The sequence below is a fragment of the Mucilaginibacter sp. SG564 genome, from assembly GCF_013149275.1.
Lineage (GTDB): Bacteria > Bacteroidota > Bacteroidia > Sphingobacteriales > Sphingobacteriaceae > Mucilaginibacter.
In genome coordinates this window covers 381898-406139 of record NZ_JABGNA010000001.1, presented here as the reverse complement: position 1 = coordinate 406139, position 24242 = coordinate 381898, and the positions used below count along the sequence as shown (strand labels likewise).

Annotated in this window: 11 protein-coding genes; 1 reads left to right on the top strand and 10 read right to left on the bottom strand. The window is 42.5% G+C overall.

Annotation, left to right across the window (positions count from 1 at the left end):
* Positions 1-311 precede the first annotated feature (311 nt).
* From FHW89_RS01415 to FHW89_RS01385, 7 genes are all read right to left on the bottom strand, one after another.
* Positions 312-1265: a family 43 glycosylhydrolase gene (locus tag FHW89_RS01415; RefSeq protein ID WP_172333223.1), complete on the bottom strand. Its 954-nt coding sequence runs from the start codon at positions 1263-1265 to the stop codon at positions 312-314.
* 190 nt (positions 1266-1455) lie between these two features.
* Positions 1456-2901: an SGNH/GDSL hydrolase family protein gene (locus FHW89_RS01410; RefSeq protein ID WP_172333222.1), complete on the bottom strand. Its 1446-nt coding sequence runs from the start codon at positions 2899-2901 to the stop codon at positions 1456-1458.
* Positions 2902-3077: 176 nt separating this feature from the next.
* On the bottom strand, positions 3078-4811 hold the full coding sequence (locus FHW89_RS01405; RefSeq protein ID WP_216650441.1) for a glycoside hydrolase family 71/99-like protein: 1734 nt from the start codon (positions 4809-4811) through the stop codon (positions 3078-3080).
* Between the two features lie 309 nt (positions 4812-5120).
* Positions 5121-8747: a glycoside hydrolase family 2 protein gene (locus FHW89_RS01400; RefSeq protein ID WP_172333221.1), complete on the bottom strand. Its 3627-nt coding sequence runs from the start codon at positions 8745-8747 to the stop codon at positions 5121-5123.
* An 89-nt stretch (positions 8748-8836) separates the two neighbouring features.
* Entirely contained in the window at positions 8837-9967 is a 1131-nt protein-coding gene (locus FHW89_RS01395) for a glycoside hydrolase family 99-like domain-containing protein (RefSeq protein ID WP_172333220.1), read from the bottom strand.
* A gap of 14 nt (positions 9968-9981) precedes the next feature.
* Positions 9982-11709: a SusD/RagB family nutrient-binding outer membrane lipoprotein gene (locus FHW89_RS01390; RefSeq protein ID WP_172333219.1), complete on the bottom strand. Its 1728-nt coding sequence runs from the start codon at positions 11707-11709 to the stop codon at positions 9982-9984.
* 4 nt (positions 11710-11713) lie between these two features.
* Positions 11714-14950, bottom strand: a complete 3237-nt coding sequence (locus FHW89_RS01385; protein WP_172333218.1) for a SusC/RagA family TonB-linked outer membrane protein — start codon at positions 14948-14950, stop codon at positions 11714-11716.
* Between the two features lie 407 nt (positions 14951-15357).
* Here FHW89_RS01385 and FHW89_RS01380 point away from each other — a divergent pair, with 407 nt between their 5' ends.
* Entirely contained in the window at positions 15358-17967 is a 2610-nt protein-coding gene (locus FHW89_RS01380) for a galactose oxidase (RefSeq protein WP_172333217.1), read from the top strand.
* Between the two features lie 68 nt (positions 17968-18035).
* Here FHW89_RS01380 and FHW89_RS01375 read toward each other — a convergent pair whose 3' ends face one another.
* From FHW89_RS01375 to FHW89_RS01365, 3 genes are all read right to left on the bottom strand, one after another.
* On the bottom strand, positions 18036-19319 hold the full coding sequence (locus FHW89_RS01375) for a glycoside hydrolase family 71/99-like protein (RefSeq protein ID WP_172333216.1): 1284 nt from the start codon (positions 19317-19319) through the stop codon (positions 18036-18038).
* 100 nt (positions 19320-19419) lie between these two features.
* The gene (locus FHW89_RS01370; RefSeq protein ID WP_172333215.1) at positions 19420-20967 is read right to left on the bottom strand and encodes a RagB/SusD family nutrient uptake outer membrane protein; all 1548 of its coding nucleotides are present in this window, start codon (positions 20965-20967) and stop codon (positions 19420-19422) included.
* A gap of 37 nt (positions 20968-21004) precedes the next feature.
* On the bottom strand, positions 21005-24031 hold the full coding sequence (locus FHW89_RS01365) for a TonB-dependent receptor (RefSeq protein ID WP_172333214.1): 3027 nt from the start codon (positions 24029-24031) through the stop codon (positions 21005-21007).
* Between the last annotated feature and the right edge of the window lie 211 nt (positions 24032-24242).

The following is a 24242-nucleotide window of genomic DNA, read 5'->3' as shown; positions in this document are numbered from 1 at the left end:
GACAAACATAGAAATTAATTTAAATACTACAAAATCTATAGATAAAATATAATTTATGTAGAAGATTTGTTACATAACAATATTAAGCGTTCAACAGATCTTTGCTCAACTACACCAATGCTTAGCATTTAATTAAATCCTAAGAAATAAAGTAGATTAAACTACTCTGAGGCGTAAAAGAAAAGCCTGATACTGTGTTAAACAATATCGGGCTTTTACACTATCTATAAAGAAATTGTACAGGCAACGTTGAAATAGTGAAGATCATGACGAAACATAAGCCACAATTCGCCCGGAAATAAAAAATACAATTATTGGCTTAACATGCCCGTTTGAATTACTTTTTGGATTGATCCATCTTTGTTAAAATACAACTTATCAACACAAACCGACCTGAGATTCCCACGACCGGAGATAACGCTATTGTGATAAAAAGCATACCATTGGCCTTTATACTCCACTACAGAACCATGACTGGTGTCGCAACCCGTTGGGTCAAGATAGACGCCTCCATAAACCCAGGGTCCTAAAGGGCTTTTGCTTGTCGCGTAATTCAGTCTGTTGGCTCCTTTGCCATTTATCGTGTGATTATCCGCATAAGTCAGATAATAGATTTTATTTCTCTTGAATATCCAGGTAGCTTCATGAAAATCCTTTAATCCATCCATTGTCTTTAACGGCTCAGCTATTTCCGTCATATTGCTTTTTAATTTCGTGCCGACACATCTACCGCCTCCGCCGTAATAAAAATAAGCTTGCCCATCGTCATCAACAAATACACATGGATCGATCATAGAGCGGCTATCATCACCCAGATCAAGGTATCCTTGCGAAACAAAACCCTCAGCAGGCTTTGAACTGGTAGCAATGCCAACTTTCCAGGTTTTATTCCAATCGGTTCCACTGGGATGCGGAAAATAAAAATAATACTTATCGTTTTTATAGGCACAATCCGGCGCCCACATAAAACCACCCTCCTTTCGCCCCCAAGAGACATCACTTGCGCTAAGTATTTCACCATGATCTTTCCAGTGTACCATATCATCTGTCGAAAACACATGGTATTTATCCATCAGGTCGCATCCTCTTGGAGGGTCGACATCATGAGATGGATAAACATATAGTCTTCCGTCGCTCCAAACATGCGCAGACGGATCGGCTGTATAAATGTTCCTTATAATTGGATTTTGTGCCTTACCGGTCAAAGGAAAAAAAAGATAAAAAGTTAGGAATAGCCCAACTAGCGTTGTTCTGTTTATTTTCATATTGTATCACTTGAGCTTAGCTCATCCAGCTTGTTTGTTATTACAGGTTAATTGTATTGGAGCCAAATGATCTGGCCACTCGTTTCATGAGCAAATAACCTTCAGCTAATTAAAAAAAAGTTAATATTCCCTTAATATGAAGGCTTATCAGGTAATAAAACACCTTTTAATACCTGTTTTCGATAAAGTATTAATGCAATATTTGTATAGCATCTATCCTGGTAATAACGCTACCTGTTTTGGCATGATAGATACGGAGCCAGTTAATAGCATTCAGATTTGGCGTACCGCCTGTTGTACCTGCGCTGGCGAAAGTTTTAGTGATCAGATTCCATCCATTGTTTAGCGGACCAATATCCCAATTATATTCGTTAACATCGTTATTGCCACCACTGCCTAACTCTACCTGATTATTGGAACCAAGCAAACTGGCATCAGACACATAATACCAAAATCTGATAGATCCATTAGTTATTGCAGCACCGGTATTTATCGGCGTAAATACTTTTTGAAAATCAAGTATGCTGCTTCCAACTGCCTGTAGTGCGCCACTCCCCTCTTTTTTATCCGAGGTATTTAAACTCAAAGTGTTTCCAGATGCCCATCCACTGATGGCATCGCAATGGTCAAGGTATACCGAAACGGGCGGTGTACCGCCTGTTAAATATGGCGCTAAAATGGGTTTTAACAAATTGGCTACCTTAATATGACCGTCTACACTGGGGTGCACGCCCGAGTTTCCGGTATAGTCGGCACTATTGGGAGTTAACCAACCGTTAGTATCAATATAATGCAGCCTGGTATCGCCTGTAGCTACCCTTGCGTTCACGGCGGCCAAAGTTGGGGCCACTTTAACGCCCGCAAGTGTACGCATCACAAATATTTCGGCATTGGGGAATTTTGCACGTACATTGGCCAAAAACGATATATAATCAGCCTGGAATGTATCGTCTGGCACACTCGTGCTATTATCATTCTGCCCCAGGTTAATTACGATTATCTTCGGTGTGTATGTGCCGAAATCCCATGCAGGCGAATTTGCATTTGCCAGTGAACGTGCTTTAAAATACTGTAAATCCATGCCTGTTTTATCAGCATTTAAGCCAAACCCATTTACTAAAGCAATACCAGGATAGGCTATCTGCGTATGTTCGGTACCCAGGGCTTCGGCACAAACCCAGGCGTAGTCAGATACGTTAGCCTGCGGGTCGGTATATCCTGCTGTAATGGAATCACCAATATATTCTATCAGATCGGTACCAGTTGATGGTGCATTGGTAACCGCCCCGTCATCCAATATCAAACCTTGAAAGTTGAAGACGTAACTGTAATCTTTACCTTGTGCCACGCTGAGCGTATGGGTCCCAGCCGCTAATGGTGTGGATGTTAAATCAATAGTTCCGCTGGCACCAATATAGCTTACCCATGGACCATTATCAATCCGGGCATAGTAGTTGGTGGTATTACCTACTTTAAACTTCACGGTAGTACCGGTAAAATTCACCTTGATGTAGGCTCCCCCCCAATAACTTATATACTGTGTGGTGCTGCTAAAATCCCAACGGCCAAAATATTTAATATTAGTGTCGCCAAGAGAACCATTGCCTGGCACCACATTAATGGCTACATTTTTCATTATTGATGTACTCTGCTTATGCGATAAAGTCAATTCTTTTTTTGCACAGCTCATGCACAGATAGCCAATTACAACTAAAAGAGTAAGTGTTATTTTTTTCATTATTGAATGGATACCATAAACAGGAAGAACCGTTTCCGGTTCTTCCTGAATTAGATTTTTATGTTAATAAACTATTAGTGTATAACTGTTACAGCATCGACATGGGTAGTAATACTGGCTGTTTTTACATGATAAATGCGAAACCAGTTGATAGCTGCCAAATTAGGCGTTCCTCCTGTTACAGTAGCCGTATTAAATGATTTGGTGATCAGATTCCAGCCGTTTACCAGTGTACCGATGTTCCAACTGTATTCATTTACATCTGCCGCGCCACCGCTGCCCAATTCTATCTGGTTGTTGGTGCCAAATTGACTGGCATCAGATACATAATACCAGAACTGGATAGACCCATTAGCTGCCGTTGCGCCCGTGTTGACCGCAGTGAAGCTTTTCCTAAACTCATCTGTTCCGCTACCAACCGACTGTAAAGCGCCAGTTCCCTCCTTCTTGTCTGTAGTGTTCACCGAAAGTGTGTTACTGGATGTCCAACCAGTAGCAGTATCGCAATGATCAATAAATACAGTGGTTGTTGTACCGCCTACAACAAAAGGTGTAGGATGTGTAAAAGTAAGTGGTATCTGGCCCTTGATCATCTTGCCCCCATCATTGGTAAGCCGCAGATAATAATCGGACGATACATGTACACCATCGGCATCAAGCGTTAAAAAATATTGGTTGGTTGGTATCATCGATGCATCCTCAGCAGCTTTGGCGATGGCTGTAGCTTCATCGTACTCATCAAACATACCTACATATACATTGCCTATACCTTGATTGCGAACGTTGGCAAATTGCTCCCACATCAAGTCGCCATGCTGGCGAGGGATCTGGTTTTGCGCACCGCCGTTCCAGTTTGACCATGAAAAACCAGGGAATACTTCTGCCTGATAGTCTATACCGTTTGTGTTACAATAGGCAAAATCAGCACTTAATGTAGGCACATAGGAATCAGCCCCGGCAACATCCCCAAAAGTACCGGTAGCCCAGGGCATAATCATATTGGCCAGATTAAAGGCAGGCAGATTAGCAGTTTGTGATCGCCAATTGCGCGGCCCCCCAATAATAACATAGCAACCCAGATTTTTAAAGTAGTTGATCACATCGGTATAAGAATTCACGTCGCCTGGCCGCCCGGATACGCCAAAACCCCAAATACAAATCACCGGCTTGCCATTTTGCATGGCATAGGCAGATGACGAGGTAAGATGGAGCGTACCTACAATATCATTTGTCCAATCGGTTTTTATTTCGGACTGGAAGTTAGTCCAGCCAGAGATATCATACATCACATAAAATTTGCGACCATAGGTTTGAGCTGCATTCATTACCCGGGTGGCAATACCATCCAACTGTGCGTTGCCTTTGCCAAAGCGCTGCAGGGCGGCACAATCAATACCATATTGCTGCATCCACGAAAAGTGTGTATTTACCGTTTGCACATCCCATGGCGAAAACAGCTTGGCTGGCTGCCCGTTGCCCAGGTTGGCATATCCTGTTTGATAGGAGTTGGTATATTCGCGCATGTCGGGCCAAAGCTCAAAGGTTTGGTGCCCGGGTGATGGTGCCGCTCCTCCGGCATTACCAGCCCAGTGCACCCAATGGTTATTAGGCGATCCATCTCCGGTAGCCGAAAACCAGCCCTGATAGCCTACCACCAGTTTACCTACTACGTCGCCCGGAGGCGATCCTTGAGTGTTCAGTTTACCCGATTTTGCAGCATTAAGCGCATCGGCGGGCGCGTTTTTTTTAGTACAGCTAACGGACAGCCCCATGATGGCCGCCAGGCATAAAATGTTCATTTTTCTCATTTGGTTTGTATTTATTGGTTAGTAAATGCAAAAGATTATTCCTATCGGTAAAGCGCAACACGATCTTAAGACCGGAGGCCACTACCAATCACGTACATAAACCACCATCTTCACGACGGGAAGTAGAACAAACACTATTAATTAAGGTTAGCACACGCTGTCAAGGTATCATCACAGACAGCATAATAATTGGTTATAACTGCTAATTTCTTTTAAAACATTAATCAATACTTAAAAAAATCTTAATAAGATATATGATATAATAAATTTCAATATTATTTATTTTGAGATTTAGATGCCCCAATGTGTTTACCTGGTTAAATCAAGCAGCATATTGATCAACAGCCTACCTGCAACAGGATCGGTAATCGCCTTATCAAGTCTTATCTCGGACAATAGCACTGCTCCCTTGCCGTCGTTGATTTTAACAATCGGAAATCCTTTGATCTTATCAAGCGCACGCATTCTTTCATTAACATTACCCGAGAGATAACCGTGTATTTTGATGAATGATGCCAGTGCCTCCACATGCGCATCACGATTAATCCGATAAGCACCTGATATCACCGACGGACTTTCGGGCTGGTTATTATTCAGATAACGTATTTCCAAAGGTTCAATGCCATCAAATATGGAAGACTCGGGAATATCTATATTGGTGATCTCGCCTTTCTCTTTAAGCAAACTCCTGATATATTCCGGATATAAAATGTGCGCCACACTACCCGAACCAGACAGCAAAACCTTCCGTCCGTTATGAACCAACTGCCTGATCTGTTCAATATCAGACGTTGTGGTGCTCAGCGAGTCAAGTCCGGAGAGTAAGTATACATCCGCCTTTTGTTTCAGCACATCTGCCAACGTGGGTAAAGCCGTATACTGAATGCCTAAATATTTCAACACAGTAGTTATGTTGCTAAAGGCATCAAATACAACTATTTTTTTATCTGCCAGTTTACGAGCCTGCAGACTGGGTTTCGCCGCCAACAAAACTTCATAACTGTTTACTGAAACAGTTTTATCATTGACTATTAATTGCAGTTGTAGTTGGGCATTTTGTTTTTGCTGAGGCAGTTTATCTGGAATATCGATCTGCGGCTCTATCCAGTGACGGCTATAATGATCAACCTGTAGCACAGCTATATTTCCACTCGCTAATACAGCATCCTTGTCACCCATAAGCTTCCATTGCAGTGTTGATGCGGGCAATACAGAACCATCCTCCTGGTCGTTTATAACACAAAAGCGTACAGGCAATTTTGTACCAGCGTAAAAGTGCCGTCCCCAAAGCTCAGCAGATACCAGCACAGGCTGCAAGGCCTTTTGCATATCGTAAAATACCGGGAACGGCTTGATATGATCATGCTGATAAACATTGGTAAACCAGGTGATCAAGGCGAAATGCAATATCCCGGCAGAACGGTCATCGCTACGGCGTAAAGCTTCAGCCAGTTCTTTGGTAATAAAGGCCTGCGGTTTCATGAAATAAGCAGGATCGCTATATTCATAAGTAAATTTGCCAGCCAGCGACTCCGGGTTTTGGTGAACATAGTTATAAAAACGCGTGGCATGACCGGTTTCATCCGTATAACCGGTCGACATTTCCTGGCTGATAAGCGGACGGCCGCTGTTTTTGTACTTTTGTTGCCACTCGCCTTTAAAATAATCGAATATAGAATAGTCGTACCAGTTGAGATAGGCGTGTTGATCATCGATATCACCGTCATCAATATCTTTATAAAAATCGTCACCAAAACGTTTGGTATTGCGATGGTAATTAGAGTCAAATACTATTGGGCGTGTAGGGTCAATCTGCCGCATATGTTTTACCACATCAGAGATGATCTTCATTTTTACTTTGGCGCGCTCCGTGTCGGGGTCGTTATCATAAAACTTCATTTCATTATTTACCGTCCAGATCCATAAGGAAGGATGGTTGCGATATTTTTTTAACAGATCATAAAATTCCTGTTTCCACAGATCGATAAGATTTTGTGAAGGCATACTGCTACTCAGAAACAGCCACGACCAAGTACCCTCATAACTTACACCAATACCATTTTTATCAAAGGCATCCATCCAGGTTTCAGTACCGGGTACAGTATGCGTACGGGTAACCAGCATATTGCCTTTATTCATGAGTTTGGTAAAGGTATCTGCCAACAAAGTGTCATTGGGGGCTAATCCTAGTGGTGTTTGATTAGCACCCCGCAACCAATAGCGCTTGCCGTTCAGGTATAAGTAATCACCTTCGGCCTTAAACACGCGGAAGCCGGACCGGATAACCTTCGAATCAGTTTCATGACCATCGGCCGTTGTAAGCTTAAAATTAAAATCATACAGGTCAGGATGTTCTGGCGACCAGATTCTGGGTTGTAGCCCCTTTATGGTTGCGGTAAAAGTCCGTTCCTCGCCTGGTTGAAGTTGCTGCTGATCAAGTATGGTATGGTTATATAATGCATCTTTAAGCGGCACACCATGTATATCAGCGGCAACTGAAAACGGCACCGCCTTATCGGTGTAATTTTTCACCGTGATGTCCATATCAGCACCACTAAGATTGGGTTTAATAAACACATCCTGTATCCGCATCGGATCGCTAATGATCAACGATACAGGTTGCCAGATACCGGCGGGGTCATCGCCAAAAAACCCATGTGCCAGATCCTTCATCATTTTTTGGGTAACAGGTACGGTAACTGCGACGTCCATTACTTTATCTGCATCTTTAATGTCCTTTACATAATCCCTGATTACTTTTACTGCCACCAGGTTTTTCCCCGGTTTAAATAAACCCGTACCATCTAATTCAAAATTGCCAAACATACCAATGTGGCTTCCGGACTTATGTCCATTGATATATACCTCGGCTACTTTAGATACCGCATCAAATGAAAGCTGCAGATTTTTGGCATCGATATCGTTTGGCAGAGTGATCCATTGGCGGTACCAACCTACATTTGTTTTTTTATAATCAAATGTGTAAGCCTCACAACGGGCAGTTTCTTTTTGATAGTAGTTATCGGCCACACCTTTGCTGTCATTATTATATTTTTCTCCGTGAAGCCAAACGCGGGTGGGGTTCCAAAAATTGGGAACGGTTAATACATGCCAGTTTCGATCACTTTCTTCGGGGTCTACTGCTTTAGTTTGTTCTGTTGCTTCATACCCCGGCGAAAACAGCCATTGACCATTAAGAGAAACAACCGTACGACCACTTTTCATCTGTTCAACAGAAATCGGTTTATAAGTACTGCGCTGTTGCCGACGTAATACCTCTTTGTTTTTTACGGCTACTGAATATTCCTCTATACGCGTATTTTTTAACTGATCTTCCCCTAATGGTTTAATCACCAGATCATCAAACTCATTGGTAATCCAACTGCCACCTAAGGTTACCTGCCCTTGTGGCGATAAATAAGCTAATGAATCGGCAATATCAATACGCGGCAAATTTTCGTTGTTTAAAAACACTCTGATACGTTTGCCGCATGCCTGTACTCTGAAATTATACCATTTTCCCGGTTCAGGGTGAAAATCCAATCGGCGCAGGGCCAGGAAGTCATCACTACCCATATAACCCAACCGGGCGAGGTAGATATCCTGCTGAATTCCTCCTTTGAGCATGAGTATATACCAGTCGTCGCGGTTACCGGCCCGAAATCCTGCACATATCTGGACATGTTTTACCGTATCGGGTACCCTCGCTCTGAAACTGATCTCATAATTTTTCCAATTGGCATCGCCAAAACTCAGGTAGGCATCTTTGGTGGTTAATACCCCATTGGAGATACGACATTCCCCCCGACCTGTTTTTTGATAGTGATGACCGGGGTTTTCAAAGTTTTCAGTTAATGTATTATCCTGTGCGTATAATCTACTGGTAGTTAAACCCAGCAATACCAGCGTGCTTAAAGTTTTTGTAAGTACATTCATTAGGTAGATATATTAATGTTATTGCAGCTCTCCGGATGCTATGAGCAAGAAGCAGACATGCTAATAGCATGCCTGCTTCTTGCTTTATTTTAGTTCAATTTAAAAGCCTTTCGAGTAATATCCAGGTAAGTGTTACCGTAAGCTTGTGTGGGTTCAATTTGCGAATCGACCGAGAAATTATTGAACGAGTCGACAAAAATGAGCCTGCTTTTAGAGGCGTTACGTTTGGCTACATTGGTAAATGTTTTGTACCAGCTACCATCAGCGGTACGTTGAACGCTGAGCTGATTGGTAGTTGGATTATTGATCTGGTAATTGTAACCGCCCATTACGCAAGGCACAAATTCCATGTTCCAGGCCTCGATGGTCTTTTTCCAGTAAGCCCAGTTCTGATCGGTATATTGGGGAAAATTCCAATAACGGTCATTATCTCCAGCCACATCACCCATGTTGGCCTCATACATAGCATCCGTACAGTTTTGAAAACGATAATAATAACGCTCAGGCGGCGACCACCGGTTTTGCATCCCTACGATGTACAGATCAAAACCCAAGATCGATAAATTAACCCGGAGTTGTTTATACAAAGCCACGTTATCTTTGGAATTCAGATCCTGCGCATTGTTGATGATCAGCAGATATTTTCCGTTAACTTTTTGATAATTAGTTTTGCCAAGAAAAAAGGCCAACCTTTTAAAATCATTATAAAATGCAGCCAGTTTTACCGGGTCAGTTTCGATGGTTACGCCATTACCCGTAGTACCACCAGAATTGGTAATACCCAGCAGCCCCGTATTGAGGTTATAGGAAAGTGCAAAGTTTATGCCCGCACTGTTTGGAGCTGTTAAAAATGCGTTCACTGTGGTTGAATCAACCAGGTAGTTTTTGTTATCCAATGTAGGAGAGCGTACCGAAAATATAAAATAATCAATTTTAGCTATTCCCGCATCGGCTATATGTTGCTGCATTATTCCGGCAGGCGGCAAGCCGTTGGTATAGCCATATTTGCCAACCGTTGGTATCTGCGTAACATTGGCATTAAGTGTAGTAAAGGTGTAATAGAACGCCCCTACCGTATAATTGGAAGTTACAGGAACATCGGGTATCTGATAGTTTAAAAAATTATCTTTTACACTGGGATCGTTTTTTTTACAGGAAAATAACCCTGCCGATATTAACAATAGCAGCAGACTGTAGCGATATATGTGTCTCTTTTTCATTTTATTATCATTGATTAGTAAGTAGATAGTACAGTGTATTTGATACCTGCCGCGGTAAGATCTTCAATGTTGTTGCCATACCATTTTTGCACAAAACTCAGATCTACAAACGCATGCGCCTTCGTCCAATCAGTTGGAGTGTACTGTGGTTCTATCTTCAAGGGAGTAAATACATAATCGCCGGCCCCCCCCAGTAACTTTACACCGTTGGCATAACCTATTGGATTATTCTGCACTTCATTCTTTATAGGATAAGCCCAACGATCGTTCAGGTTAGAGTAAGTTGTAAGGACGTTAACGCTACCTGGATTGGTATGCGGTGGCAGCACTAAATTGCGTGTGCGACGCTGTAATACCCAGGCCTCAAAAGCTTCATCGTCAAAAAAGTTTATCCACTCCTGTATCCATATTTTGGTCAGGTTATCGGCGGGAATACTGGTATTGATAAAACCCAGATCATAGTTAAACCCTTTACCCGCGGTATTCCATTTAATACCATCCTGCGCCTGGTAGGCGGCAGCCTGAGCTGGCGTTAATCCCCAAAAGGCAAAGTTAGCGTTGATGCCAGCATAGTAATACTGATCGGCGGTTTGCGAACCTCCGTATCCGCGCTGGGCTGCTTCGGCTTTCATAAAGCAAACCTCGGCATAGGTCATCATATAAAACGGCCTGGTTGCAGCCGTCAATGCTGCTGGCAGCGTGCTAAAGTTAACCGGCACCGTAGACCCGGCAAAAGGCGGATTTTGAAGTCCCCATTGGCTTAATAGCGCGAGTGATTTAGGTTGCCCCAGGTGCGGAATAGGATAAATAACCACATAATGCAGGTTGTCATTTTTACTGGTCAGCGTATCCTGGATATTAAAAGGTGTTGCAGCCTTGTTAAAATAAGCATCCAGACGCGGATCATGATAGGAACGGAAATAAGTGAACACATAATCGCTCATAACGGGCGTAGCCGTACCTTGATAAGATGTGCCCTGAACCAACATCACGTTATAAGGCGATTGGCTACCTGTAGCTGTGCCATAGGTTAGTTTAGGATCATCAGCCTCTGAACTAATCAGCGTGCTTTCATTACCCATCAGTTCTTTGATGTTAGCAGCAGCCACATCGGGCAGATTATTTTGTACCGTTAAAGCTATCCGTAAGCGTAGGGTATTGGCAAATTTTATCCATTTGGTCATATCGCCGTTGTATATCACATCCGGATTAAATTTATCTCCGGAGGTGTTGATGGTTGCAGCATCAGCTTTAAGACGGGCAAGCAGCGAAGTATAAATACTATTTTCATCGTTGTATTCCACATCGGTGTTGTCTGTTTTACCTGCATTATCATAGGGTATCGGGCCATAACAACCCACTAGGTAAGTGTATACATAACATTCCCATATATCGGTGATAGCCATGCGATTGGTATAGGCCGGATTGCCCTGGTATAGTTTTTTTAGCTGACGTGTAGAACCTAATACATTGGCATAAAATAAGGTCCAGGTGGCGCCACCACCATCATCACCACCAATATAGCGACCAACAGGATCGATCAAATGGGAATATTCCCATAGATAAACCACATTGTTGGATTCAAACTTATTGATAGTATTTACAAAGGCACTGGTTAAAACAGCTTCGGGTGCTGCTGATGTGAAACTGGCCGGGTTTGTATTGATTTTGGTAAAATCCTTGGTACAGGATACGGTAAAGGCAACAAGTAATACCGTTAAATATATGATGATCTTTTTCATGATTTTATAGCGAAAATTTTAAGTCGGCACCATAGGTTGCATAAGGAAGCGATCCACCCACTTCAAGTCCCTGGGCGTTGCCCGAATAAGCAGCGGATTCCGGATCGATACCGCGCGGCGTTTTCTGGAAGATTGTCCACAAGTTACGCCCTACTAATGACAGCGTAGCCAATCGGAACGGCGTACCCCTGAGCAGTCTTGCTGGCAATGAGTAGCCCACAATTACTTGCGATAACTTCACATAGGAGGCATCATAGGTGTATAGATGCGATATATGATTAGTTTGTTGCCAATAAGTTTGTGGCGAGATATATTTGGTATTTGGTGCTGACAAGTTAGCTACGTAATTACCGTTGGCATCCACAATAGGCTGTCCGTTACTACCCAATACAGGATAGTAACCAGGGTAAATGGAACCTTTTACACGACCAGCTGCCAGATATGGCAGGTTATATATACTGGTTATACCCGTTTGCTCGTTGGCATTTTCACCTAACACGCCATCGCTAAATAGCCAGGCATCACGTCCGCCCAACGTTTGTGTCGCCACACCAGATATGAAGTAACGATATCCCGTTCCGGAAAATAATGAACCACCAATACGGCTTGACACCAGGAAGTTAAACGAGAAATTCTTATATCTAAAATTTGATCCAAATGACATCAAAGCACGCGGACTTGCGTAGCCTACAATAGGATTTATAGAAGTAAAATAAGGTATCCCTGTGGTTTGATTAATGATGGCATAACCATCTGACGAATAGGCCTGATCCTGCGCCCTGATTACACCTATGGGTTTACCAACCTCGGCATAAACACCTGCAGTAACCGCTCCACCCAGGTATACAGATGGTATACCCGGAGTTAAAGACTTAACCAGGTTCCGGTTGAGCGAGAAGTTGTAGGTAGCATCCCAGCTAAAGTTTTTGGTGCGGATGGGGGTTCCGGTGAGCGTAACTTCCACACCCTTATTTTGAATCTCGCCGGCATTTAATATTTGCGTAGTAAAACCAAACTCGGGTGGAGTGTTACCGGTAAGCAATTGGTTTATAGTTTTTGATTTATAAACATCGGCATCAATGCTAAGGCGATTATTCATAAAGTGCAGCTCCAGCCCCAATTCGGTTGAGGTAGTGAGCTCCGGTTTCAGGTTTTTGTTTTTTAGTTGCGACTCAAACGTCATATAATTAATACCGTTAAAGTTGCCTGAGTTTACAAAAGCGTTATACAAATTGTACGGACTTGTGTCATTACCCACACGTGCTATAGACGCCCTAATTTTACCAAAATTCAAAAAGTTAGGTGATATACCTTTCCAAAGCTCCGTAAATACAAAGCTGGCGCTTGCCGATGGATAAAAGAACGATGCGTTTGCAGGAGGCAGCGTTGACGACCAATCGTTTCTGCCGGTCAGGTCAAGATAAAGAAAGTCCTTATACCCCAAATTGGCGGTGCCATATACGGAGTTTACCTGAGATCTTAAAAAAGATTCATTAGCCGTAATAATACTGGTAGTATTGGCCAAACTGCGAACATCATGAACCGCCAGCGATGATGTACCAGCGCTGGTATTGTAATAATCTGTTTTGCGTAGGTTGCCACCCACATTAGCTACAATCGAAAAATCGGAGATCCGTTTATTGTACATCAACAAGCCTTCGGTATTCCATACCCTATTATTTTGCTGAAATTCGTTATATGATCCGTTAATGTTGGACAGTGAGCCTTTCTGAATAAAAGTATACCGGTTGCCCCACAATAAATTACCTGATTGCTGTGCGCGAAATTGCAAATCTTTAAAAATCTTAACCGTAGCAGTTACCCCGCCGATAATGGTATTGTGCACATCCTGGTTACCATTCTCATTGATATCCCAATATGGATTTTCAATCCCTCCGTTACCACCTCCGTTAAAAGCATTTCCATTGGCATCTTTCCAGGGGATCAAGCTGCTCAATGGTATGCTGGTTACCGCGTTGATCAGATAATTTAGTGGGTTTGCCGGATCCTCATTACGATAGGTACGGTTGGTTACCCTTTCCTGTATATATTGGAGGCGTGTTTCGATCTTAATAAATGGGGTAAAATCTTTGCTGGTACTTAACTGAAAATTATTCTTAGCCACCTGGTTTTGCTTTTGCACCACATCATTAGCATCATACCGGGTATAAGAAAAACGAATAGCTGAATTATCAGTAGCGTTACTGAAAGCCACGTTTTGTGATGATGCTACTCCCACCTTATACAACCCGGTAACCGTTTCTGGATTTGGCGAGTAGGTGGTTTGTTTACCGTCAAAAGTTAAATATGGTTGCCCCAGCATGGGTACCCCCCAGTTACGACCGCCACCAGTACCGGCTTGTATCACACCAGATCCTAATGGCCCTACCAACGTACCTGATAACCGGCCGTTCCCCCCTTCGCCGTAAACATTCTGAAATTCGGGAAACTGCAATACCCTTGACGCCATGTAGTTGCTGTTCACTGAAATGCCCATGCCAGCATTTTTCTTGCCTTTTTTTGTGGTGACCAAAATAGCTCCGTTAGCGGCTTTTGAACCATAAAGCGCCGCGGCATTCGGGCCTTTCAGCACCTCGATGCTTTCAATGTCATCGGGGTTAAGGTCGGCTGCATTATTGCCATAGTCAAGGTTACCTACCTGGCCATTGGAGTCATTGTTGTCGATAGGGACGCCGTCAACCACCCACAACGGCTGGTTATTACCTGTAATGGAATTAGCACCACGAATCTGTACCCTTGTTGATCCCGTCGGCTGGCCACTGGTTGATATCTGTAACCCGGAAACCTTGCCGTCAAGCAGATCGGCAATATTGCCCGCGCGAGCCTCTGTCATCTCGTTTACGTTTACACTTTGTTGCGCAACACCTAATGATTTTTTTGCCCGGGGAATGTTTAGCGCGCTGATCACCACCTCGCTGAGATCTTTGGAATCGGGCAGCAGCTTAATGTCAATTACCGTTTTCCCAGTAATACTTACTTCCTGGGTCTGGTAACCTACAAATGAAAATACCAGCACATTATTGTTAAGAGTTCCCAAATCAATGGCGTAAATACCGTCTTTATCGGATGCCGTACGGCGTTGGGTTTGTTTGAGGGTGACAGTAACCCCGGGCAAGGGAACCCCGGTTTCATCAATCACCTTTCCTTTAATAACATGGCTTTGTGCAAAACTGCTTAACGCAGACCATGTTAAACACAGAATACATAAAAGTTTCTTCATGTTTAAGATTTAATAGGTTTAAAATTGGACTAATTGGTGTCGCTAAATAAACCGCAATCCTTAATGAAACCTTAAACATTCCTTAACCAGCAAAAAATCACAATAATATTTCACTTTACATAAAACAAAGGCAATCAACACGTTACAACACAAAGCCAGAATTTAAAACCTCAACAAACATTAATCAAACAATATAACTCACTGATAATAAGCGCATGTTAGTGTACCGGATGTATTAAATTGCCATTATTGTAAATATGTTCGCTACGTTGTGATTGTGAGTTTATACTTTTAATTTTGAGTATATAGATTCTGCGATATCTAAACCTAAGGGAAGGTCATTTTATCTGACTTAAACTTTAAGGAAAAATTTAATAAACCAATTAAAATTGTTAATATAGTTATTAATGAAACTCCCCTCTTATTGCTATAAGTTTACCATTTCCTGTTTCTTAATAATTATACTTTGCCACTTAAAAATCTGGGGGCAACAATCTTATGGTTTAGGCTTTTACAGTCATGAGGTAGTAGCCGATCAACGTACCAGCCTTGATCTTTTCCCCGGACAAGGATTTACCCCCACACAAAACTTCCGGTTATCTTTTGAGATCTCTTTTTTACCTGATCAGATCGATTATTTCGGATATATCTTTCGTATCATCGAAAACAGCAACCGCAATATTGATCTCATTTATAACAAAAGGGATATGGTGGAAGATGGTCCTGACACAGACCATAATCACTTTAAATTAGTAGTTGACGATCGTTTCACTAAAATTGGATTTGATATCCCCCAAAAGCAACTATTAAGCCAATGGAGTAAAGTGGTGCTGGAGTTTGATATTGATCATGATCAACTATTGCTTAATGTAAATGGACATACATATGTAGAACCTAATGCTCACCTTAATAAAAAGGACATTTATAAACTATGCTTCGGTATTAATAACTATCCTAATTTTAAAACCACCGACGCTCCCCCATTCAAGCTCAGGGATATCAGGATCGATGTTGGTGGCGAACCTCGCTTTCACTGGCCCTTAAATGAGGCGCAAGGATATATAGCGCATGATATATTAAACAATCAGCAAGGCATTATAAATCACCCGCTTTGGATCAGGGCCCAGCACCACAACTGGGCACAGATAAGAACCGTAAAGGCACAGGGTATGGCCAGCATGGCCTTTAATCCGTTAACTGCCGAAGTGTATGTGATAGGCAGCGACTCCTTGTGGAGCATTTCGGTTAAAAATGGCAAGCAAACTGCTACTGCCTACGGTAACGGCCGGTTTAACCTCAAACCCAGTAATGAGTCGGTATATAACATATATGACCACAGGCTGTATAATTACTATATCGACCGCAAAAATGCCACTGTAGCAACCTATAATTTCAATACGCATATCTGGAACAGGGACGAACCCTATTTTCCCATCATTGATTACTGGCACGCCAATAATTTTTTTTCTGTTGCTGATACCTCCTTATATGTAGTTGCCGGATACGGGCAGCTTACCTATAAAAATAATGTACACCGCTATCATATCCCCACGGGGAAATGGGCTGAGGTAAATACCGGGGGCGACAGCTTTTGCCCTCGTTATTTGGCTGCTTGCGGAGTTACAGACAGTGGTCGCTACGCTTACTTTTTAGGTGGGTATGGCAGTTTAAGTGGTCAGCAAATGTTAAACCCAAAGAATATTTACGACCTGGTAAAATATGACGTAAAAGCCAAAACTTTTAAAAAGATCTATACCCTTAAAACGCCTGATGAAGATTTTGCCCTGGCCAACTCCATGATCATCGACGAAAAAGCGCAAACCTATACGGCACTGGCCTTCTCCAACCATAAATATAACACCTATCTTCAACTGATGATCGGTTCATTGAACCAGCCCTCCTACCACACTATCAGCAGTAAAATACCCTTCAGTTTTTTTGATACACATGCGTTCGCCAATTTGTACTATAGTCCTTTAACGCAGCAATTTGTTGCCCTGACATTAGCCCGGTCTATGGATAATGTATCCACCGTGAGTGTTTTCACGCTGTCGAGTCCTCCTGATGCGCAACCGCTGGCCATAGTTCTGCCAACAAATAAATCCGGTATCAAATACTATATAGCCGGGTTCTTATCGATCATCATCGCGGTGGCCGGCTTTGTTTATTATAAACGACGCAAATCCATATTACAGCCGGAGATTTCGGATACAACCGGAAAAGTTAATTCAGAAGAATACTTAGCACCTACGAAGCTGCTTCAGGAAATTACTGCGACAGGTATTACTACACCCCCACAAAGAACCATCCTGCTTTTTGGTGACCTAAAACTTTATACCCTTAAAGGCGATGATATTACAGGGCAGTTTACCTCGCTGATAAAAGAGCTATTCTTGGTTATTTTGATTTATAGTTTAAGATCTGGTCGGGGTATTAGTCCTGAGAAACTGATTGAACTGCTTTGGTTTGATAAATCGGAAAACAGCGCAAAAAATAACCGCTCGGCAAATTTATCCAAACTCAGGAGCCTATTAACCCAAATAGAGTATGTGCACCTATCAAAAGAAACCGGTAACTGGAAAATAGAAATTGATTTTAATGAGGTTTACGTGGATTACTATAACTATTTGCAGTTAATGGCTAATCGCAAACCGATAAATGAGGAAAAAATAACAGCGCTGATAGAAATTACACAACGCGGCGGCTTTTTACCCAGCGCTGATTACCCATGGCTTGACCAGATCAAATCTGATCTATCTAACGAAATTATTGATATCCTGCTGCAATATGCAAGCCAGATAAACCTGGAAAACGACCCGGAAATGCAGATCAAACTGGCTAATTGCATATTTAATTTTGACTTGGTGAATGAAGAAGCTATGACCATGAAGTGTAAAGCCCTATCGTTCCTCGGTAAACACTCCTTGGCCAAATCTACCTTTCAAGCTTTCAATAAAGAATATTTAGCCCTGTATGGCGAAGAATTTAAGAAGGATTTTCATTCGATAGTTACGTAATGATAAATGATACTGCTTTGGCAATATCATTTATCAAACATTATTAATTAATCTTTGGGGTGTAATGATTAATTAGCGCGTACTGGCATGGTATAGCTTAACGGCTTTTCATTACGCAACATTTTAGCGGCTTCGCCGGTTAGCCATAAATAATGATCGCTGGGTTTGCCATCCATATCAATAAATTTGGCACTGTTACTTACAGGTGGTTTATCAGTTACTTTAAATATCGCGGTACCTTCATTAACCTCATCAAACATCGCTACATAAAGCATGGATGCACCGGCCTGCAAAGCGGTAGATATCTGCTGCCAATAAAAGCGTCCTCCCTGCCTTGGTATAGATGCTACAGGTTTTACATCATCCGGAAACTCATAGGTACTGAGGTTATGCCAGCTAAAGCCAGGATAAACACAGGGTACATACTCTAAATGATTGGCTTTGCACCATTGCATATCACCCATCATCAAGTCGCGGTAGCGATCCATATCGTTATGCAGTAAGGGCGAAAAACGCTGTACTGTCCAGGGTAAAACGATATCTGCTTGTTTGATTACCTCATGCAAGAAAGGGTCGTTCAAACAGTCGGCATTCAGATCTCGCCAAAAAGTTGGCACACCCAGCATCACCGCGCAACCACCATAAACCGGATCATTCTTCAAAAAATCTATCAACTTCAGGATACCAATATTGCGGGTATTATACGGCCTGTCCGGAAAGCCAAGGCCCCAGATAGCCACTACAGGTTTACCATTGTTATTCAGATATGTTTTATTACCGGGCTGGTTGGTCACCTTTAACGAATCAACCAGGTATTTCCAGTCGGCTATAATAGCCGAACAATCTTCGCCTGTAGCATTAAGTCCAGAAAGATCATACATAATAGCAATGGCTCTGTTATATTTTGAAGCGGCATCCAGCGCATTCTTAATAACCACACCTGTTTCACGACGATCTTTTACGTTTTTGGCATAGCCCATGAAACGCTGCATAAAAACACCATCAACACCATATTGCTGCATCCATTTAAAATGCAGATCAACTGTACTTTTATCATGAGAGCTAAATAACTTGGCGTTACTGCCATCGGCAAGCTTAAATGGTGTGGTATAAGTATTGATATATTCGGTTACATCGGGCCAGGCATCAACACCGCAATGGCTTTCAGATGCAAAATAGTGACTGAAAGCCGATTTTGTGCCATCACCCTCGGCCCTAAACCAACCCTGGTAGCCGGCCATCACCAGACCATGATAAGTAGGATAACGAGTAACTTTTGAATGCCTGCTTTGCGCGTAGACGGCTACATTTAACATTAAAAAACACATGACTACAAAGGGTATTTTTTTCATAATTGTATGAGGTTTATTAGGTTATTGTTTTAGTATTCAAAATGCTTGTCCATGTTTTTCGCACGAACAAGCATTTTTTATAGTGATAAGGTTTGCGTGATCAATAACCCGGGTTTTGTGACCAGGAAGGATTGATGTACATATCGTTTTGAGGTATTGGCGCCAGATAACGCTGGGTTATATCGCCGGTGAAGTTGATAGGATTTTCATTAGTGGTTGCCCGTGCTGCTATAACTTCCGAAAGCAGTTGTAATCGCACAATATCAAACCAGCGTATACCAAACTCACCAGCAAATTCATAGGCGCGTTCATTAACTACGGCTTTCTGAAAGTCGGTTGCTGATAATCCAGTTTGCAGATTAGGCAGACCCGCTCTCGTCCTCACCTGGTTAATTGCCGCGTAAGCTGCTGCCGATGGCCCACCAGCCGACATGGCTTGTGCTTCAGCATAATCCAGTAACACTAATGGGTATCTGATAATGTCAGTAGTTTTATTGGTACTCGGGTTAATGGATTGCAGTGTGGTTGCTGTTTCAACTACCCCATCGCCCAATGCTGCCCTGAATTTTTTGTAATACGGGTGACCAGCATGCGTTTCGGATGAGTTCCATGGCACCAATTTAAAGGTAACGTTGCTACCGGATCCCTGTCTTAATTTAAGCGTGGTATAAAAAGTAGCATCAGTACGGACACACTTGGGTGCGTTAAGGAAGAAGTTTATTTCCGGGTAATAATCATCCCAGCCACTTGAGCCATCGGCAGCCACTTCATCTAAAGGTACACTTGATGCTCCGTAAGTACGATTTGGTGAACTACCACCGACATTAAACTGCAACCCGAATACAGACTCGGAGTTATTGTTTGTTGTAAACACAGATGCATAGTTGCTCATCAACGTATAGCCGCCGGATCGGATAACAGTATCAGCCTCAGACGCTGCCAAGGCATAATTGGCTGTTTGCTTTAGTGGCCAGCCGGCCATAGTTAAATATACATCAGCAAGCATAGCCCTGGCAGCCATTTGGTTAGCCCTTCCTATCTGTTTAGGATCGTTGTAACTAACCGGCAACCAGCTTTTCGCTATCTTTAGATCGCTTACAATCAGATTATAGATATCGCCTACGCTAGCACGTGGTGGCCTGTCGTTCACAGAGATCAACTTATCAACCAAAGGAACACCGCCAAAGGTACGCACCAGGTTGTAATATCCCCAGGCGCGCAAAAAGTAAGCTTGTCCTGCCGCCTTACGCTTCAGGTCATCAGTTGAATTTACCTGTGCGTAATTGGTAATTACGTTATTAGCCTGGTAAATGGCCGTCCACGGGCCATTCCATTGAGCCAGCATACTGGAGTTGGTGCTGCTGCCGTTTAGTTGATCAAAGGCTCGCATATCACCCTTATTAAGTCCGGGATCGGTTGTTAAATCGTCGGCTCCGAAATAGGAAGTACTTTTATTGGTAAATGCATAAGCGCCATCCACCGCATATTTGGCATAAATAGATGCTACAGCCGCATCCAGGTCTGCCTGTGTTTTGAGGTAATTAAGCGGTGTAAGATTACCTTTGGGATCTTCGGTAAGCTGTTTTTTGCATCCGAATATGTATGTCGCCAAAAATAAAACTACCGTTATGGAATATCTTGTTTTCATCTTTTATAATTTATATAGAAAGCAATTGGTTAGTGAATTATAAAGTGGCTCTTAAACCCAATGTATAGGTCTTGGGGTTGGGTATAACACCTGTTTCCAAGCCTTGCGTAATAGCATTGGTTGAGTTAGAAACTTCCGGATCATAACCCGGGTATTTGGTGATCGTCCAGATATTCTGTCCGCTCACATAAACTTCAACACTTTTAAATCCTGCGCGACTTAAAACGTTGGTAGGTATAGTGTAGCCTAATGACAGGTTTTTGAGCTTGATATAGCTTGCATTATAAACAAAGCGACTGCTGTTGATAAAGTTCTGGCTGGTACTACTGAATGTGGGGTTGTCCGTTTGATTTGTCGGTGTCCAGATATTTAATGCCGTTGTTGATGTAGCATTACGGGCATCACCTAAACCGCCTAAAGTATAAGGAATGGTACCACTATAGATCTGGTTGCCATGCGTTCCCTGGAACATAAAGCTTAAGGTAAAATTACCATAGCTTACATCATTAATAAAGCCAAAACTGTACTTAGGTGTACCATTACCAATAGGCATCAAATCGGCGCCAGTATATTTATGATCTCCATTAACATCGGTGTATTTGGCATCCCCTGGTTTCATACCAAATTGTGCAGCTTGTGCAGCTTCGTTTGTTTTCCAGGTACCTAAAAATTGATAGCCATAAAACTCGCCCAATGGCATGCCCACTTTTAATATGGATACACCAGTTTGTGCCGAACCGATGTTATTTACCACAATATTATCATCGCCACCTAAACTGGTTATCCTATTTTTATTAAAGGAAATAGTAAAGTTAGTTGACCAACGCACTTTACCGGCTAAGGGAGTTCCGCCTAAGGCAAACTCGATACCCTTATTGTCCAAACTGCCTATATTAGCCAGATAGGTGCCACCGCCATCATAGGACGGCACTTGTTTGGCGTACAACAAATTGCTGATTTTTTTATGATAAGCATCAACCGTAAATGTTAAACGGCCCTTAAAAAACGACATATCTAAACCAGCATCCGTGGTAGTAGTAGTTTCCCATTTCAGCGTGTTAGATACCGGTGTGCCTAATGGTGTCGTGATAGATGAGGTTGTGCCATCAAAATAATAGGCCGGTCCACCTGTTACGTACTGCGGTATAGTAGCATAGGGAGCTACGGCCTGGTTACCGGTTTTACCCCAGCTTGCACGTAATTTCAAGTCGGAGAAAACGTTCCATTTTTCAACAAAACTTTCCCGGGCTGCATTCCAGCCCAAAGCTACAGAAGGGAAAGTACTATATTTTTGAACAAGGTGCGACGAACCATCGGAACGTAAACTGGCAGTCAGCAGATACTTATCTTTATAAGTATAATTTACTCTACCCATGAATGATTGCAAGGCGTCCTGGTAATAACCAGATGTGGTGAGCTGGGTGGTACCTAAACCCAGGTTATAATAACCCAATGCATAAGTTGACAGATTTTTTGATTGCGCATTAATATTGGTGTTCTGATGATTCTGAAACTCATACAGTGCGGTAACCGTTAATGAATGATCACCCAGTTTTTTCTTGTATGTTAAGAAATCACTGGTTTGATAAGCACGGTACCGGCCGGTTGCCGCGGCAGCATAATCACCATTGGCCAAACCTAAGCCAGTTTGTGGCCCATACAGCGTTTGGGTTAACTGTGATTGATTTTCATAGGTATTATTAGATGTAAGCGTCAGATCGTTGGTGATGCGGTAAATAAACACACCGGTACCTGTGATATTGGTAGTATTTACATCAACCAACTGGTTATTAGCCTGGGCCACAGGATTTATTTGAATGGACCCATATTGTGCCCGTAAAATATAATTACCATTGGCATCACGTATGGGCGATGTAGGATCCCACTGGGTAGCCTGCGCAAACGGATCAGTGATATCTCCCGAATAACCGGTGTTACGACTTTGTGGTAATAAAGCGGTCAGGTTTACTTTAAGGTCCATCCTATCGTTCAATTTGATACCCAGGTTGGCACGCAGTGTGGTTCTTTTGTAATACTGGTTCAGGATCAAACCCGGCTGATCAAGATGATTGAATGATACCAGGTAATTCACATTTTCGCCACCACCTGATATATCACCCTGGTAACTCCTTATCCAGGGCTTTTGCTGTACTGCTTTTTGCCAGTCGGTACCCGGATTGTTTTTAAAATTATTCAAAGCGTCATCAGAAAACGCGGGAGGGTTTCCTGTTGTAGCAAATTGTGCGTTTACCGTCCGGGCAAAATCGTAGGCATTCATCAGGTCAAGTTCTTTGGGAACACTTGCCTTACTAACCCAGGTGTTGATGTTGATAACCGGCTTGCCTATTTTACCGGTTTTGGTAGTGATCAAAACCACGCCATTGGCACCTCGTGACCCGTAAATAGCTGTCGCGGATGCATCTTTCAATATCTCCAGTGACTGAATATCACTCGGGCTTATAGATTCGATATTACCTCCGATATACCCATCTATAACGTACAAAGGTTCTGTAGAGCCGGTGATAGAGTTGGCCCCGCGTATTTTCACACTCAAGCCTGTACCGGGCTGACCGCTGTTACTGGATACGGTTACGCCTGCGGTAGTACCTTGCAAGGCTTGTTCAACCCTAACCAGGGGCCGCTTAGCTATCTCTTTAGATGTAACCGTACTGGTCGCTCCGGTCACGTCTCTTTTTTGTTGAATACCGTAACCTACGGCTACTACCTCATTTAAGCCTATGGTTTTCTCTGCCAGGGTAATATCCAAAGTAGTTTGGCCATTCAAAACAACTTTCTGGTCTTCGAAACCCACATAGGTGAATAATAACGTAGCACCAGCTGGCGCATCTATCTTAAAACCCCCATTTACATCGGTTAAAGCCACAGTATTGCTTCCCTCTATTTTTACCGATACACCGGGTAGCGGTACGCCTTTACTGTCCTTAACCTTACCGCTGACGGGCGCAGCAGCTATGGTATATTTATTACCTTTTAAGTGTGTGGCCGTGGCATAACTGCTCCATGTTATACAACATACCAACAGCATACAGAAAAATCTTTTCATGCTCTATTGAAATTAGGGTTATTGAAAATTGGTTTATTTAACTGGGAGTAAATAACCTCTCGGGCATTAATAAAATCTTAATAACAGATTAATGTAGCGATAACAGAAAAGCAATAAACACAACGCACTTAAATTCAAATATTTATATCACTAATAAATTTAGAATTTACTTTAAATGCTTCTGCCGGGCATTGACATATCGTTCTATTTT